Below are 15,023 nucleotides of genomic sequence, written 5' to 3' on the forward strand. Positions count from 1 at the left end.
CGGCGGCCCCCCCAAGCCGGCGGCCCCCCCCAAGCCGGCGGCCGGCCCTCTCGGGGGCGGCCCGCGTAGGGGCAGCGCAGCTACGCGAAGCGAGCAAGCGTGGGGGCACGATTTTGCAGATCCTCCACCCACAGCGTGATCGCCTGCTGGTCGGTTTGCACGCGCACTTCCTGGTAGGCGATTTCGGCTTCGGGAAAGCGCCGGCGCAGCAGGTTGAGCCATTGCTTGAGGCGGCCCGCGCGCTGGCGCGGCTCCAGGTCTTCGCAGACCATTTGCCAGAAGCGCGCGATCTGCGGCAGCAGGGCTTGCCAGGTCAGGGGCGGGGCCACCGCGTCGCCGTCCACGGCCGCGCGTATGGCCAGCGCCAGCCCCGGATCGGCCACGATGCCGCGGCCCAGCATCAAGTCGTCGCAGCCCGATTGCTCGCGGCAGCGCAAGGCCTCTTCCACGGTCCAGATTTCACCGTTGGCGATCACCGGCACGTTCACGGCTTCGCGGATGCGCGGGATCAGCTCCCAATAGGCCGGCGGCCGGTAGCCGTCGAGCTTGGTACGCGCATGGACCACGATTTCACAGGCCCCGCCCTGGGCCATGGCCTGGGCGCATTCGCGCATCAGGCCGGTGTCGTTGAAGCCCAGGCGCATCTTGGCGGACACCGGCAGATGCGCCGGCACGGCGCGGCGCACGGCCTCGACCACGCGCGCGATATGCGCGGGATCCTGCAGCAAGGCCGCGCCGCCGCCATGGCGATTGACCACCTTGGCCGGGCAGCCGAAGTTCAGATCTATGCCTTCAGGGCCGAGCCGGGACAGGCTGGCGGCATTCTCTGCCAGGCTGACTGGATCCGAGCCCAGGAACTGCGCGCGCACCGGCACGCCGGCCAGCGTGCGGCTGCCATTGCGCAGCTCGGGCATGGTGCGAAAGTACACCTTGTCGGGCAGCAACGTGCCCGACACGCGGATGAACTCGCTCACGCAGCGGTCGGCCCCGCCGACGCGGGTCAGCACATCGCGCAACACAAAATCCAGCAAGCCTTCCATGGGCGCCAGCATCAATCTCATCGCCCCGCCCTCACCCGATTCGTCATAAACATTCCGCAAAAAAATGGATCCCGCCCGCATTGTCGCGCCTGGTCTATTTCCTGACACAGCGCTGTAATCCGCCCGGGTTTCAATCGGTGCTTCACGGATCGATGGACCCCATGCTGCTGTACAAGACGTCCAAAGCCCATCAAGAGCTTGCCCCGGGCTCGCGCAGCCTGAACCTGCGCCAGCGCTCGCTGCTGTTGCTGGCCGAAGGCACGCCGCTGGCCCAGCTGCAGCAGATGTACCACGGCGAAGGCGCGGCGCTGGTCGCGCAGCTGCTGGAATCGGGCTACCTGGAAGCCACGCAGCCTGCGCTCGCCCCCACTACGACAGCACCGCCGCCCGCTGTGGCACCGACCCTGGCCGGCACTCGCATGTACTTGTTCGACCTGGTCGAGCGCCTGTTCGCCAACCGCCAGCAGGACACGGCCCAGCATTTCCGCCAGGCCTTGCGCGAGGCCCGCAATGAGCATGCGCTGCGCTGCGTGTGCGACGCCCTGCTGCACGCCATCGCCCAGCACGCGGGCACGGACCGCGCCCTGCAGCTGAGCCAGCAGCTCGCCCATCTGGTGCCCGACTGGAGCCTCGAATCCTACGAGCCATGAAAAAAGCCGAAGCTTTCAAGGAAAGCTCCGGCTTGATGCGGTCCAGGCCAGCCCTTGCGGGCCTTGTCTTAGCGTGCGGCCAGGCGCCACAGCGAAGTGACTTCGGCAGCGCGCGCGGCATGCAATGCATCCGTCGTGTCGGCGACCTTGCCATGGTTGGCCTTGGTATCCATACGGTGCAGCACCTTGAGGCCGGCAGCGTCAATCCAGCCCATCAGGTCTTCGCGGCTGCGCAAGGACAGGTGCTCGGCCAGATCCGACAGGATCAGCCAGGCTTCGCCGCCAGGCGTCAAATGCGCCGCAGCGCCGGCCAGGAAGCCGCGCAACATGCTGCTGCCTTCGTCGTAGATCGCGTGTTCCAGCGCCGAGCTGGGCTTGGCCGGAACCCAAGGCGGGTTGCACACCACCAGGGGGGCGCGGCCTTCGGGGAACAGATCGGTCTCGACCAGATCCACCTTGTTCAGGCAGCCCAGGCGTTCGAGGTTTTCACGGGCACAGGCCAGAGCGCGCGGCGACAGGTCGGTGGCCACGATGCGCTTGACACCGCGGCGCGACAGGACGGCCGACAGCACGCCGGTGCCGACGCCGATGTCAAACGCCAGCGTCTGTGCATTGACGGGCAAAGGCGCTTGCGCGACCAGAGCCACATACTCGCTGCGCACGGGAGAAAACACCGCGTAGTGCGGGTGGATGCGGTTGTTGGGCGCAATGCCCAGCGCTTCCACTTCCACGCCCTTCTTGCGCCACTCGTGTGCACCGACCAGGCCCAGCAGCTCGCGCAGCGGGGTCACCAGCGTCGGGCCGACCTTGTCAGCCGGACCCCAGCCTTCTTCGCAAGCCACACGCAGATCGGGCGCACGACGCAGGCCAATGCCGTAGTCGGAATCGAGCTCGATCAGAATGCTAGAGAGCACCCGTGCGCGCTGCGCCTGCGCCTGGCGGTGCAAGTGGAACGCATGCGGGAAAGTCTCTTCAGGCAGGATTTCCTGCTTCTGCGCGGCCTGGCGCTTCTGGTGCCGGGCCTTGGCCGAGGACTTGCGCGGATCACGCTCCTGCCGGCGCATCAGCGCCTGCAGCAGCAGTCGTGCATTCTGGAAATCGCCCCGCCACAGCAGCGAAGTTCCTTCGCAGGCCAGACGGTGGGCCGCATCGGCGGACAGGGTGTCGTCGGCGATCACCACCTTGCGGGGTGCGGCCAGACCACTTTCAGAGCGCCAGACAGCGCTGCGCTCTTTGTTTTTTTCACGCCAATGCAACATCGGGGCTTTCAGTTCAGTGGGCGCTTGAGGCGCACTTCTTCAATTTTGATACCGCCGATGAGGGCGGTTTTGGCTGTCGACATTTCGCGCTTGAAACCGGCCATCTCATGAAAGCGCAGTGCGCGTTCATTGCGCAAAGGCACCCAGGCGGTGACATTGGTGCAGCCTTCTTCGGCCAGGCCATCGCGGGCAGCGTCCCAGAGGGTCACTCCCACGCCTTGGCCCCAATGCGAGGGGGCCGCGTAAATGGCCCAGATCTCACCGGTGGTAGGACGGGACTTTTCATCGCGCGAGCGATCGAAGCCGACAAAGCCCACGATCTTGTCGCCATCGATGGCGACCTGGACCTGGGGCTCACAATATTCAATGGCTTCGCGCCAGTACGCCTGGCGCTTTTCTACCGACGACATGGATTTCAGTTGATCGTCGGGAACCAGCCCTCGGTATGCCTCCGTGGCTGAAGCGGTATGGATCTGTGCAATGGCCTTGGCATCGCGAAGCGTGGCGGGACGAACCTGGAAACTGGACATGGAAATACCGAAACGAAAACAGGTGAAAATGGGAAAAGCGGAATTGTCGCCGCAAACGTTTTTTTACCAACCTGCATGAATCTGTAGCCATTCATGCAAGTACGGCTGTATGGGTCGCCTTGCCCTGCCAAAGCCAATGTGATAACGCCTATGAAAAATAGGCAGGAACACAAAGGCGCCAGCCGTGGCCCAACGCGCTCAACGTTTGATGGATGGTGACAAAAATGCCATGAATCTGGCCTGAACTCCTGCGGGTGAAGCAGGCTGTGCAGGCGCTTATAACCAGCGCCGGAGCAGCCCCATCACCCGGTCAAGCCGAGGTCCATAAGGCGGATAGAACAACGCCCCCATGGACCAGCGCGACTGCAGCAACACCGACTTCTGGTGGCTGAACCGCAAAAAGCCTTGCTCTCCGTGGTACGCCCCCCAGCCGCTGTCGCCGACCCCGCCAAACGGCAGGTTGTCGTGCGCAATATGCATCAGGGTGTCGTTCACCGACACCCCACCGCTGACAGTTCGCCGCAGTATACCGTCCCGGACATTTTCATCGCTGCCGAACCAGTACAAGGCCAAGGGCCGGGGACCGGCATTGAGGGCCGCGACCACGTCGTCCAGGCGTTCGTAAGTGATCACTGGCAGGATGGGACCGAAGATTTCCTCCTGCATCAACTGCATTTCCGAAGTCGCGCCAAACACCAGCGCGGGCGGCATCTGCCGCTCGGCCGCATCGCTCCACAGGCTGGCCGCGGCTTCGCCGGGCTGCGACGAAGCCGGCCCCATGACTTCGACATGCGCGCCCAATGACTGGGCCTGGCGCAGCATTTGCCGCAGCCGCGCCAGATGGCGCTTGGTCAGGATGGACGCGTAATCGGGATTGCCGACGATGGTCGGATACAGCCGGGCCACGGCCGCGCGGTAGGCCTGGGCAAACGCCTGCTCGCGCCCACGCGGCAGCAGCACATAGTCGGGCGCGATGCAGGTCTGCCCCGCATTGAGCAGCTTGCCGTGGGCAATCTTGAGCGCGGCATCGGCCATGTCGCAGTCCTGGGCGATGAGGCAAGGGGACTTGCCGCCCAGCTCCAGCGTCGTCGGCGTGAGGTGCGCCGCGGCGGCCTGGGCCACGCGCCGGCCCACGGCCGTGGAGCCGGTGAACACCAGGTGATCGAACGGCAGGCCCGAGAACTGGGTCGCCACATTGACATCGCCCTGCACCACGCAGAACTCGTCGGGCGCGAAAAACTGCGCCACCAGCGCCGCCAGCTGGGCCGAGGTATGGGGCGTGAGTTCGCTGGGCTTGAGCATCACGCGGTTGCCCGCGGCCAGCGCCGTGATGGCCGGCGCCAGGGCCAGCTGCACTGGATAGTTCCAGGGGGAAATCACGCCCACCACGCCCAGCGGCTGGCGCTCGATGCGCGCCCGCGCGGGCAGCAGGTACAAAGGCGTGCGCACTCTCTGCGGCTTCATCCAGCGCGCCAGCTTGCGCAGGCACTGGTTGAGCAGATTGCGCAGCACGAAGAAGTCGGCCACCTCGGTCAGACGCGGCGAGCGCATGCCGAAATCAGCCTGCACCGCCGCCGCCAGCACCGTCCCATGTTCGTCGAGCATCTTGCGCATGCGCAACAAGCGCTCGCGGCGCACCAGCAGCGGCACTTCCACATGGATGCGGCTGGCCTGGTGTTGGGCTTCAAACAGGCGATGGAGGTCGGCAGGAATCATGCGTACTCATAAAAACAGGAACCAAAGACAATCGGGCACATGCACGACTCACAGCCGATGCAACTGGCGCGTCCCAACAAAGGGGCAGGCCCCGCAGCGAGGCTGCCGTCCCCTTGGGGGAAGACGGGGCCGGCCATCCGGCGTAAGCGTCTCAGGGGGTGTCCCTAACCTCGCGTGGCTGAACATCGACTACGTCGTCGCTGCCACGCAAAATGCCGCCGCGGCGGCTGAAGCCAGCAGCGCCGGCCTCAGTCTCCGTTGCGGCAGCGGACCCGCCAGGGGCTGGCCCGCCGGGCGCCGTCCAGACGGTGCGAGAACGGTAGACCGAGCTCCAGGCCGCCGCGGGGCTCACGCCCATGGTCCAGGGCGTCACCGGGCGACCGGTGAGCCTGGCCCACAGGGAGCGCACGCCCCAAGCCAAGGCCAGCACGCTGGCGGCGGCCAGCAGACTCAGAAAGAACACGGTCGCGGCGATCAGCAGAAAAATGCGTACCGACCAGCGAACCACCAGAGTCACAAAATCATTCAAAGCTTGGCCTTTCTCGCTGGCCAGGGGCTTTACCCCTGGTCAACCAACGTAAATTGAAACACGCCCGGCTCCAGCACCGGATCCACCGTCACCGCAATCGTGCTCTTGGGCGGGAAGCGCCCTTCCAGCAGCAAGCGCGACAAGGGGTTCTCGATGCGTTGCTGGATCGCCCTCTTGAGCGGACGTGCACCGAACACCGGATCGAAGCCGACCTTGGCCAGCTCGTCCACAGCCTGGCTGGAAATCTCCAGCGCAAGGTCCATCTTCGCCAGCCGCTGCTCGAGCAGCTTGAGCTGGATCCGTGCAATCGATGCGATGTTTTTCGCATCCAGCGCATGGAACACCACGGTTTCGTCGATGCGGTTCAGGAATTCGGGTCGGAAATGGGTTTTAAGTTCCCCCCACACCGCTTCCTTGATGTCCGCCGAGTCTTCACCCACCATGGCCTGGATCAGGTGCGAGCCGATGTTGCTGGTCATGACGATGACGGTGTTCTTGAAGTCCACCGTGCGACCCTGGCCGTCCGTGAGGCGACCATCGTCGAGCACTTGCAGCAGCACATTGAACACGTCGGGATGGGCTTTTTCCACCTCGTCGAGCAGCAGCACGCTGTAGGGCTTGCGGCGCACGGCTTCCGTCAGGTAGCCGCCCTCCTCATAGCCCACATAGCCTGGGGGTGCACCGATCAGCCGCGCCACCGAGTGCTTCTCCATGAACTCGCTCATGTCGATGCGCACCATATGGTCTTCGCTGTCGAACAGGAAGCCCGCCAGTGCCTTGCACAGCTCGGTCTTGCCCACGCCCGTAGGGCCCAGGAACAGGAAGGAGCCAGTAGGACGATTGGGATCGGACAGGCCCGAACGCGAGCGCCGGATGGCATTGGCCACCGCCGCGATCGCCTCTTCCTGGCCGACCACGCGCTCGTGCAGCTTGTCTTCCATCTTCAGCAGCTTGTCTTTCTCGCCCTGCATCATCTTGGCCACGGGAATACCCGTGGCACGGCTGACCACTTCGGCGATTTCCTCGGCACCCACCTGGGTGCGCAGCAGCCGGTGCACAGGCACGCCGCCGGCACCGCCAGCTTCATTGGCCTGCACTTCCTTGAGTTGCTTTTCCAGCGCGGGCAGCTTGCCGTATTGCAGCTCGGCCACCTTGTTGAAATCGCCCTGGCGCTTGAACTCCTCGATCTGCATGCGGATCTGGTCGACATCCTTGCGGATCTGCTCCGAACCCTGGGCGCTGGCTTTTTCGCTTTTCCAGATGTCCTCCAGATCAGCGTACTCGCGCTCCTGCTTCTCGAGCTCTTCCTCGATCAGGGACAGGCGCTTTTGCGAAGCCTCGTCCTTTTCCTTCTTCATGGCTTCGCGCTCGATCTTGAGCTGAATCATGCGGCGGTCGAGCTTGTCCAGCACTTCGGGTTTGGAGTCGATTTCGATCTTGATCTTGGCCGCGGCCTCGTCGATCAGGTCGATCGCCTTGTCGGGCAGGAAGCGGTCCGTGATGTAGCGATGGCTCAGCTCGGCCGCGGCGACGATGGCCGGGTCGGTGATGTCCACGCCATGGTGGGCTTCGTACTTGACCTGCAAACCGCGCAGAATGGCGATGGTGTCTTCCACGCTGGGCTCGTTGACCAGCACTTTCTGGAAGCGCCGCTCCAGGGCCGCGTCTTTTTCAATGTACTTGCGGTATTCATCGAGCGTGGTCGCGCCTATGCAATGCAGCTCGCCGCGCGCCAGCGCTGGCTTGAGCATATTGCCCGCGTCCATGGCGCCGTCGGCCTTGCCGGCCCCGACCATGGTGTGGATCTCGTCGATGAACAAGATGATGCGGCCTTCCTCCTGGCTGACTTCCTTGAGCACGGCCTTGAGGCGTTCCTCGAAATCGCCACGGTACTTCGCGCCCGCGAGCAGGCCGGCCATGTCCAGCGACAGCACGCGCTTGTTCTTCAGGCTTTCAGGCACTTCGCCGGCCAGAATGCGCTGCGCCAGGCCTTCGACAATGGCCGTCTTGCCCACGCCGGGCTCGCCGATGAGCACAGGGTTGTTCTTGGTGCGCCGCTGCAGCACCTGGATGGCGCGGCGGATTTCGTCGTCGCGGCCGATCACCGGATCGAGCTTGCCGCTGCGCGCGCGCTCCGTGAGGTCCAGGGTGTATTTCTTCAGCGCTTCACGCTGGCCTTCGGCCTCGGCGCTGTCCACGCTGTTGCCGCCGCGCACGGCTTCAATGGCCGATTCCAGGCTCTTGCGCGAGACGCCGTTGTCTTTGAGCAGCTGTCCGGCACGGGTCGTGCTGTCGGTGAGCGCCAGCAGGAAGAGTTCGCTGGCAATGAACTGGTCGCCCCGCTTGAGGGCTTCCTTTTCCGTGGCCTGCAGCAGGCGAGCCAGGTCGGACCCGACCTGGATCTGGTCTTGCACCTGGACCTTGGGCAGGTCTTGCACGGCTTTTTCGGTCGCCGTCTGCAAAGCCGTGACGTTCGCGCCGGCGCGTTGCAGCAGCGAGCGCGGTCCGTCGTCCTGGCGCAAAAGGGCCAGCAGCAAGTGCAGGGGGTCGATATTGGAATGGTCGCTGCCCAGAGCCAGCGTCTGGGCTTCGGACAAGGCTTCCTGGAATTTCGTCGTCAGTTTGTCAATACGCATGGGTTGGGTTCCTCCGAATTGCTTTACAGGTGGGGAGCATCCATCCTATTTCAAGTCAGTTCACCCCCCTCGCGCTGCCAGACAAAGGCCCGACGCAGGCTTATTCCCCTGGCGTCAGACTTTCCAGCGCTCCAGCGCCGCGTCGTCGCTGCTGCGCGCATCCACCCAGCGCGCGCCTTGCGGCGTTTGCTCTTTCTTCCAGAAAGGCGCCTGGGTTTTCAGATAATCCATGATGAACTCGCAGGCCTGGAAGGACGCGCCGCGGTGGGCCGCGCTCACGGCCACCAGCACGATCTGGTCCAGAGGCTGCAGCAGCCCCACACGGTGGATGACCCTGGCGCCATAGATGCCAAAGCGCGCAATGGCCTGCTCGACAATGGCCGCGATCGATGGCTCGGTCATGCCGGGGTAATGCTCCAGCTCCATGGAAGCCACGGCGTCGCCCTCGTTGCGGTCGCGCACGCAGCCGACAAAGCAGCACACCGCGCCCACGCGTGGGTCGGCAGCGCGCAGAGCGGCGAGTTCAGCGCTGGCGTCAAAATCCTGCGGCTGAACCGCAATATGCACGGTGGTCATACCCTTCATGGCGCACGGTGCAGCCGCGGGGCCGACAATAGCGCCAGTTCCTCGTCCACCACCGTGGCCAGCTGGCGGTTCTCCTTGGTGTTCGGCAAACCGACCACCAGAGCCTGCAGACGCTGGAGATCTCCCACGGTGGGAGCCACCTTGATCTGCGCTGTTGCTGCGCTGGCATTGCCAGCGCGGATCAGGCCAAACACTTTGTTGGCCCATTCATTCTTGTTGTGCGCCATGGCGCCCTCTCATAGTCAAATCGGCAATGCCATTTTCGTTAGCATTGACTCGCACTGTAACCTTCAGACCATGGCCTCTCTCGCAATCACCACCAGCCACTACAAGCTTTTCCCGTCGCCGCGCAACGAACACCGCGTGGTGTTCGAGTACGAAGTCTTCGTGCCCCACCCTTACGCGCTGATCGATCTGCCCAGTTTCGGCTTCAAAGGCAAGTACAGCCTGTTCGCGGCCTGCCGCATCAAGGACATGAAAATGGGGCAGCTCGCGACCTTCGAACAGGTCGACGACGCCATCCACTTCGAAAAGAACTTCACGCCGGATTGAACCCATGTCCGAAGGCAACCAATTGACCGTGGCACCCAGCTTCGCCGCGCTCTACGCCGACCGCAGCGGCCGCGTACGCACGCCCCTGGCCGAAGTACTGGCGCGCTACGAATTCTGCGAAGACCTGGCCAGCCATCTGGTCGAGCAGGCACAAATTCTGTACCACCGCGAAGCCCCTTCCGAAGCCGGCGTGCTGCTGGGCATGCACGCTGCCCTGCGCGCCGACGAAGCGCTGCTGAGCGCCGCCGAAGCCGGCTGGGTGGTGCAACGCCTGGCCGAGCTGCTGGACTGGCGCTGCCCGCAGCTGCCGGAGCCCGGGGACGCTGCCCCCCCGCAGGTCTGAGTTCAGCCCTGGTCTGCGGCCAGACGATTCAGCATTCGCTGGACTTGGCCATGGGTCCATTCGCCGCCGCGCGCGGCCGCAATGCCGCGGCGATTCAATTCGGCGGCCATCTCGCGGTGGGTCAGGCCCTGGGCCTGAAATTCGGCGAACACCGGCTGCTGCAGCCGCGCAAAAGCATCGGCCGTCTGCGTGCGCTTTTCCAGCGTGGCCTGAAGATTGCGCGTGCCGGCGCTGCCCAGCACCACGCCGCGGGCCTTGGCCTGGGCCAACGCGGCGCGCGTGCGCTCGCTGACGGTCTGCGGAGCAGCGGATTCCTCGACCATGTTCAGCCTCCAGTCACGGGGGGAAAGAACGCGACTTCGTCGCCCGCCGCCAGCGGCGCGCTCTCATCGCTGAGCACCTGGTTGTGGGCCATGCGCACGGCCTTGCCGCGGGCCAGCGCCTGGGCATGCGCGCCGCCGCGCGCGATCAACTCATCGCGCAGCGCGCCCAGCGTGGGCGCCGTCGTCGCACAATTTTCGTATCCCGTGTCCAGCGCTTCGCGGATCGAGGCGAAATAGCGCACGGTAACAGTGATGGGGCTCATGACAGCAACTCCGCAAACGACAGAAAGCGCACCGTATCGCCGCGCGCAATGGTCTGCTCGGGCGGGTTGTCGACCAGGCCGTCGCCCCAGGCCGCCGAAGTCAGCAGGTTCGAAGTCTGGTTGCGAAACAGCTCCAACTGGCCGTCTTCGTTGTAGCGCACGCGCAGGAACTCACGTCGGCGGTCGCCGCGCGGCCAGTCGAAGGCCGCCGTGGCAGCGACCACGCGTGGCGCGACATCGGCCACGCCCTGCAGGCGCAGCAGGAAAGGCCGCACCAGCAGCATGAAAGTCACGAAGCTCGACACCGGATTGCCCGGCAGGCCCATGAAATGGGTCTCGCCCAGGCGGCCATAGGCAAACGGCTTGCCCGGCTTCATGGCAATTTTCCACAAATCCAGCTGTCCCAACTGTTCCACCGCGGGCTTGATGTGGTCTTCCTCGCCCACCGACACGCCGCCGCTGGTGAGAATCAAATCGTGGGCGCTGGCCGCATCGCGCAGCGCGTTGACCGTCGCCTCGCGCTGGTCGGGCACGATGCCCAGATCGGTGACTTCGCAGCCCAGGCGCTGCAGCATGGCGCGCAGAAAGAACCGGTTGCTGTTGTAGATGGCGCCCGGCGGCATGTCCTCGGGGCGCACGCTGCCCGGCATGACCAGCTCGTCGCCGGTGGAAAACAAGGCCACGCGCGGGCGGCGCGCGACTTCGAGCTGGGCCAGGCCAATGCTGGCCGCCAGGCCCAGCTCGGCCGGCGTGAGCCGCGTGCCGGCTTCGAGCACCACGGCGTTCAAGGCAATGTCAGCGCCCGCGCGGCGCACCCATTGGCCGGCTGCGGGCAGCGCGTTGATGCGCACGCTGCCATCGGCCTGCGCTTCACAGTCTTCCTGCATGACCACGGCATCGGCACCCGCGGGCAGGGGCGCGCCGGTGAAGATGCGCGCCACCGTCGCCGGTGCCAGCGCCTCGCCCATCTGGCCCGCGGCAATGCGCTGCGATACCGGCAGCACTGTGCCCGGCGCGGCCACATCGCTGCTGCGCACGGCATAGCCGTCCATGGCGCTGTTGTCGTGCGGCGGCACCTGCAGGGGCGACACCGCCTGCGCCAGCAGCACGCGGCCGTCGGCGTCGAAGGTACTCACGCGCTCGCTGCCGGATAAGGTACGGGCCTGGGCCAGCACCGCCGCCAGGGCCGAGTCGAGTGAAGTCAGTGAATCGCGCATCTCATTCTTTCGTAAAACGGTATTCCAGACGCTCGCCCTGGGCCAGCAGCCAGTCGACCACCGTCTGTGGCTGGTTCAGGTCCAGCAGCGCCAGCGGCTGCGCCAAGGGCGGCAGTTGGCGCGCATCGTCGGTGATCAGGGCCAGCACCCCACTGTCCTGCATGCACAGCAAAGGCCTGTCGCGCTCGCCGGGCGCGGGCGCGCGCCAGACTTCCATTTTGGGCAGATCGCCATGCTTGAAGCCTTCGACCAGCACCCAGTCCACACCGGCGTCAAGCTCGGCCAGCATGGCGTGGATGTCGATCTCGCCAGGCTGCTCGAACTCGCGCATCAGCGCCAGGCGCTGGTCCGAGACCACCAGCACTTCGAAAGCACCGGCCTGGCGGTGGCGCCAGCTGTCCTTGCCCGGCTGGTCGATGTCGAAATGGTGGTGGGCATGCTTGACCACCGACACGCGCAGACCGCGCTGGCGCAGCAGGGCAATGACCTGCTCGACCAGCGTGGTCTTGCCCGCGCCGGAGTAACCGGCAAAGCCGACCACTTTCATGGCCGGCCTCGCCTGGGCTCGCACATCACAGGCCGCACTCAGTCGCAGTTCTCGGCGATGTAGGCCTTGATCTGGTCCACATCGGCAGGCATGCGGTGCACGCGCTTGGGCAGGTCTTCGATGCCGACGAACTTCGCCGGACGATCGGGCAGGCGCCCCAGGGCTTCTTCAATGGTTTCGGCGAACTTGATCGGCAAGGCGGTTTCCAGCACGACCATGGGCTCGGGCCCCTTGTGCTCGCGCGCCACCTTGACGCCATCGGCCGTGTGCGTGTCGATCACCATGCCGAAGCGCTGGAACACGTCACGGATCGTGGCCAGACGGTCGGCATGTGTGCTCTTGCCGCTGACGAAGCCGTAGCGGGCGGCCGCATCGGCGAACAGCGGGTCGCCGCTGAGGTCGAAGAAGCCGTCGCGGGCCACGCCATCGACAAACAGCTGGCGCGTGCGCTCGGCGTCACGGCCCAGCAGATCGAACACAAAGCGCTCGAAATTGCTGGCCTTGCTGATGTCCATCGACGGGCTCGAGGTCTCGTAGGTATGGGCGCTTTCGCGCACGCGGTAGATGCCGGTGCGGAAGAACTCGTCGAGCACGTCGTTCTCGTTGGTCGCGACCACGAGCTTTTCAATCGGCAGGCCCATCTGGCGCGCCACATGGCCCGCGCAGACGTTGCCGAAGTTGCCGCTGGGCACGGCAAAGCTGACCTTCTGGTCGTTGCTCTGCGTGGCCTGCAGGTAGCCCGCGAAGTAGTACACCACCTGGGCCAGCAGACGCGCCCAGTTGATGGAGTTCACGGTGCCGATCTTGTAGCGGGCCTTGAAGGCGTGGTCGTTGGAGACCGCCTTGACCATGTCCTGGCAGTCGTCGAACACGCCGTCGACGGCGATGTTGTGGATGTTCTCGTCCTGCAGGCTGAACATCTGCGCCTGCTGGAACGGGCTCATGCGGCCGTGCGGGCTGGTCATGAAGACGCGCACGCCCTTCTTGCCGCGCATGGCGTATTCGGCCGCGCTGCCGGTGTCGCCGCTGGTCGCGCCCAGGATGTTGAGCGTTTCGCCGCGCCGGCCCAGTTCGTACTCGAACAGGTTGCCCAGCAGCTGCATGGCCATGTCCTTGAAGGCCAGCGTCGGGCCATTGGACAGGGCTTCGAGCCACAGGCCGTCTTCGATGTGGCGCAGGGGAACGATTTCGCCCGTGCCGAAGACTTCGGCCGTATAGGTCTTGGCGCACAGCGCGCGCAAGTCATCGGCCGGGATGTCGTCGATGTACAGCGACAGGATGCGGAACGCGAGTTCGGCATAGCCCTGCTCATGGTAGACACGGCGCAGTTCGCTCAGTTGCGCAGCATCAATCTGCGGGTAGCTTTGCGGCAGATACAGGCCGCCATCGGGGGCCAGGCCGGCGAGCAGGATGTCGCAAAAGCGCTTGCGCTCGGGGTGGCCGCGGGTAGAGAGGTACAGCATGGACGTAGGCCTTTAGTTCAGCTCTTCCTTGCGGATGCGGTTGATGGGAGCGAGCACCGTGGGCAGGGCCTGGATCTGCACCAGGGCTGCGTCCATGTCGCCTTCGCGCGTGTCGTGCGTGAGGATGATCAGATCGGTCTGGGTCGAGCCTTCGCCGCCGACTTCATCGGCTTCGCGCTGGATCACGGCGTCGATGCTGATGCCTGCATTCGCGAGAATGCCCGTGACCTTGGCCAGTACGCCGGCTTCGTCGGCCACATGCATGCGCAGGTAGTAGCTGGTCACGACTTCGCTCATCGGCAGCACGGGCAAGCTGCTCATCGCGCCTTCGAGCGTGTGCGACTGGAAAGCCAGCGGCGGCACGCGGTGGGCCGCATCGGCATCGGCCAGACGGGCGATATCGACCAGATCGGCGATCACGGCGCTGGCCGTGGGCTCGGAGCCCGCGCCCTTGCCGTAGTACAGCGTCGTGCCCACGGCGTCACCATGCACCACCACGGCGTTCATCGCGCCTTCCACATTGGCGATCAGGCGCTTGGACGGCACCAGCGAAGGGTGAACGCGCAGTTCCACGCCCTTGTCGGTGCGCTTGGTGATGCCCAGCAGCTTGATGCGGTAGCCCAACTGCTCGGCGTAGCGGATGTCGGCCGCGGCCAGACCGGTGATGCCTTCGATGTAGGCCTTCTCGAACTGCACGGGAATGCCGAAAGCGATCGCGCTCATCAGCGTGACCTTGTGGGCTGCGTCCACGCCTTCGATGTCGAACGTCGGGTCGGCTTCGGCATAGCCCAGGCGCTGGGCTTCCTTGAGCACCACGTCGAAGTCCAGGCCCTTGTCGCGCATTTCGGACAGGATGAAGTTGGTCGTGCCGTTGATGATGCCCGCCAGCCACTGGATGGAGTTGGCCGTCAGGCCTTCGCGCAGCGCCTTGATGATGGGAATGCCACCGGCCACGGCGGCCTCGTAGGAGACGATCACGCCCTTGTCGGCCGCGGCCTGGAAGATTTCCGTGCCGTGCACGGCCAGCAAGGCCTTGTTGGCCGTCACCACATGCTTGCCCGCGGCGATGGCTTCGAGCACCAGCGCCTTGGCGATGCCGTAGCCGCCGATGAGCTCGACCACCACGTCGATGTCGGGGTTGGCGATGACTTCGCGCGCATCGGCCACCACTCGCACGCTGTCGCCCACCACGCTCCTGGCACGCTCCGTGTCCAAGTCGGCGACCATGGTAATTTCAATCCCGCGACCTGCGCGGCGGCGAATTTCGCCTTGATTGCGCTGCAGCACGTTGAACGTGCCGCTGCCCACGGTGCCAATGCCCAGAAGGCCTACTTGGATCGGTTTCATATGCAAATTGCCAGTCAAAAAGC

Annotated in this window: 17 protein-coding genes; 3 read left to right on the forward strand and 14 right to left on the reverse strand. The window is 65.1% G+C overall.

The genetic code is table 11. From position 1 onward, the window contains the following. Positions 1-80 precede the first annotated feature (80 nt). Positions 81-1,061 carry a tRNA dihydrouridine synthase gene (locus tag N0K08_RS01830; protein WP_261498281.1) on the reverse strand — a complete coding sequence of 327 codons (981 nt, stop codon included), beginning with the start codon at positions 1,059-1,061 and terminating at the stop codon, positions 81-83. 140 nt (positions 1,062-1,201) lie between these two features. Between N0K08_RS01830 and N0K08_RS01835 the strand changes: the two genes are divergently transcribed. Continuing rightward, entirely contained in the window at positions 1,202-1,690 is a 489-nt protein-coding gene (locus N0K08_RS01835; RefSeq protein ID WP_261498282.1) for a hypothetical protein, read from the forward strand. 68 nt (positions 1,691-1,758) lie between these two features. Here the strand turns inward: N0K08_RS01835 and N0K08_RS01840 are convergent, their stop codons facing one another. The 7 genes from N0K08_RS01840 to N0K08_RS01870 form a co-directional block, all read right to left on the reverse strand. After that, positions 1,759-2,949: a class I SAM-dependent methyltransferase gene (locus N0K08_RS01840; protein WP_261498283.1), complete on the reverse strand. Its 1,191-nt coding sequence runs from the start codon at positions 2,947-2,949 to the stop codon at positions 1,759-1,761. An 8-nt stretch (positions 2,950-2,957) separates the two neighbouring features. After that, positions 2,958-3,479, reverse strand: coding sequence for a GNAT family N-acetyltransferase (locus N0K08_RS01845; RefSeq protein WP_261498284.1), 522 nt, complete (start codon positions 3,477-3,479; stop codon positions 2,958-2,960). Between the two features lie 276 nt (positions 3,480-3,755). Then, positions 3,756-5,195, reverse strand: coding sequence for a coniferyl aldehyde dehydrogenase (locus tag N0K08_RS01850; protein ID WP_261498285.1), 1,440 nt, complete (start codon positions 5,193-5,195; stop codon positions 3,756-3,758). A 151-nt stretch (positions 5,196-5,346) separates the two neighbouring features. Continuing rightward, positions 5,347-5,724, reverse strand: coding sequence for a hypothetical protein (locus N0K08_RS01855; RefSeq protein ID WP_261498286.1), 378 nt, complete (start codon positions 5,722-5,724; stop codon positions 5,347-5,349). Positions 5,725-5,753: 29 nt separating this feature from the next. Beyond that, the gene (gene clpB, locus N0K08_RS01860; protein WP_261498287.1) at positions 5,754-8,360 is read right to left on the reverse strand and encodes an ATP-dependent chaperone ClpB; all 2,607 of its coding nucleotides are present in this window, start codon (positions 8,358-8,360) and stop codon (positions 5,754-5,756) included. 114 nt (positions 8,361-8,474) lie between these two features. Continuing rightward, complete coding sequence (locus tag N0K08_RS01865; RefSeq protein ID WP_261498288.1) at positions 8,475-8,936, reverse strand: molybdenum cofactor biosynthesis protein MoaE; 462 nt, start codon at positions 8,934-8,936, stop codon at positions 8,475-8,477. A 5-nt stretch (positions 8,937-8,941) separates the two neighbouring features. Then, on the reverse strand, positions 8,942-9,172 hold the full coding sequence (locus N0K08_RS01870) for a hypothetical protein (RefSeq protein WP_261498289.1): 231 nt from the start codon (positions 9,170-9,172) through the stop codon (positions 8,942-8,944). Between the two features lie 70 nt (positions 9,173-9,242). Here N0K08_RS01870 and N0K08_RS01875 point away from each other — a divergent pair, with 70 nt between their 5' ends. Beyond that, positions 9,243-9,497 carry a hypothetical protein gene (locus tag N0K08_RS01875; protein ID WP_261498290.1) on the forward strand — a complete coding sequence of 85 codons (255 nt, stop codon included), beginning with the start codon at positions 9,243-9,245 and terminating at the stop codon, positions 9,495-9,497. Positions 9,498-9,501: 4 nt separating this feature from the next. Beyond that, the gene (locus N0K08_RS01880) at positions 9,502-9,840 is read left to right on the forward strand and encodes a hypothetical protein (RefSeq protein WP_261498291.1); all 339 of its coding nucleotides are present in this window, start codon (positions 9,502-9,504) and stop codon (positions 9,838-9,840) included. A gap of 2 nt (positions 9,841-9,842) precedes the next feature. On the opposite strand, the gene N0K08_RS01885 is transcribed toward N0K08_RS01880, so the two are convergent. From N0K08_RS01885 to N0K08_RS01910, 6 genes are read right to left on the reverse strand one after another with little or no spacing between them, the layout of a single operon-like run. Next, positions 9,843-10,163 carry a recombinase family protein gene (locus N0K08_RS01885; RefSeq protein WP_261498292.1) on the reverse strand — a complete coding sequence of 107 codons (321 nt, stop codon included), beginning with the start codon at positions 10,161-10,163 and terminating at the stop codon, positions 9,843-9,845. A 2-nt stretch (positions 10,164-10,165) separates the two neighbouring features. Continuing rightward, a complete protein-coding gene (locus tag N0K08_RS01890) occupies positions 10,166-10,426 on the reverse strand; it encodes a MoaD/ThiS family protein (protein WP_261498293.1) in 261 nt (86 codons plus the stop codon). Beyond that, entirely contained in the window at positions 10,423-11,643 is a 1,221-nt protein-coding gene (locus tag N0K08_RS01895) for a molybdopterin molybdotransferase MoeA (RefSeq protein ID WP_261498294.1), read from the reverse strand. The genes N0K08_RS01890 and N0K08_RS01895 overlap by 4 nt, the downstream gene beginning before the upstream one ends. Position 11,644: 1 nt before the next feature. Further along, positions 11,645-12,190: a molybdopterin-guanine dinucleotide biosynthesis protein B gene (gene mobB / locus N0K08_RS01900; RefSeq protein ID WP_261498295.1), complete on the reverse strand. Its 546-nt coding sequence runs from the start codon at positions 12,188-12,190 to the stop codon at positions 11,645-11,647. A gap of 38 nt (positions 12,191-12,228) precedes the next feature. Further along, positions 12,229-13,653, reverse strand: a complete 1,425-nt coding sequence (thrC, locus tag N0K08_RS01905; protein WP_261498296.1) for a threonine synthase — start codon at positions 13,651-13,653, stop codon at positions 12,229-12,231. A 12-nt stretch (positions 13,654-13,665) separates the two neighbouring features. Beyond that, the gene (locus N0K08_RS01910) at positions 13,666-15,000 is read right to left on the reverse strand and encodes a homoserine dehydrogenase (RefSeq protein ID WP_261498297.1); all 1,335 of its coding nucleotides are present in this window, start codon (positions 14,998-15,000) and stop codon (positions 13,666-13,668) included. Positions 15,001-15,023: the final 23 nt, after the last annotated feature.

The organism is Acidovorax bellezanensis, from assembly GCF_025421555.1.
In the GTDB taxonomy this organism is placed as follows: domain Bacteria; phylum Pseudomonadota; class Gammaproteobacteria; order Burkholderiales; family Burkholderiaceae_C; genus Comamonas; species Comamonas bellezanensis.